1 pseudogene is annotated in these 724 nt (G+C 45.3%); it reads right to left on the bottom strand.

Going from position 1 to position 724, the window contains the following annotated elements:
• Positions 1 to 724, bottom strand: a pseudogene (locus tag R7040_RS26315) (ribonucleotide-diphosphate reductase subunit alpha); the annotation flags it as partial.

Here is a 724-nt window from a genome sequence, read left to right as displayed (position 1 = left end):
TTCATCACAAATTAGGTCGATATCTTTCTTGTAAGTGTCGATTGGCAGTAAGCCTTTCGCGTAGTTTGTTTCGTGGAACGAAGGACACTTGCCTTGTTCTTTTGCTAGCGCTACCGATGCTTTTAGCAAGTAGTATTGCATTGCTTCAAACGTGCGGTGAGTCAGGCCATTTGCGCTGCCGTCAGAGTATTTCACTCCGTGCTTTGCTAGGTAGTAAGCGAAGTTGATAACACCAACACCTAGCGTACGACGGTTCATTGTTGACTTGTACGCCGCTGGTAGTGGGTAATCTTGGTAATCCAGTAGTGCATCTAGAGCGCGAACAACAAGATCAGAAAGCTCTTCGAAATCATCTAGAGATTTGATTGCGCCAAGGTTGAACGCGGAAAGCGTACATAGTGCAATCTCACCTGAATCATCTTCAACGTTAGTCAGTGGTTTAGTTGGAAGTGCGATTTCCAGACATAGGTTAGACTGACGAACTGGCGCAACTTCAGAGTCGAATGGGCTGTGAGTGTTACAGTGGTCTACGTTCTGAATGTAGATACGACCTGTTGAAGCACGCTCTTGCATGAGTAGCGAGAACATTTCGATGGCTTTTACCGTTTCCTTCTTAACTGAAGGATCGTTCTCGTATTTCACGTATAGACGTTCAAATTCTTCTTGGTTCTCGAAGAATGCGTCGTATAGACCCGGTACGTCTGAAGGTGAGAATAGAGTGATG

It is taken from the genome of Vibrio sp. 1069, assembly GCF_033340555.1.
This window is presented reverse-complemented; position numbering and strand designations above follow the sequence as displayed.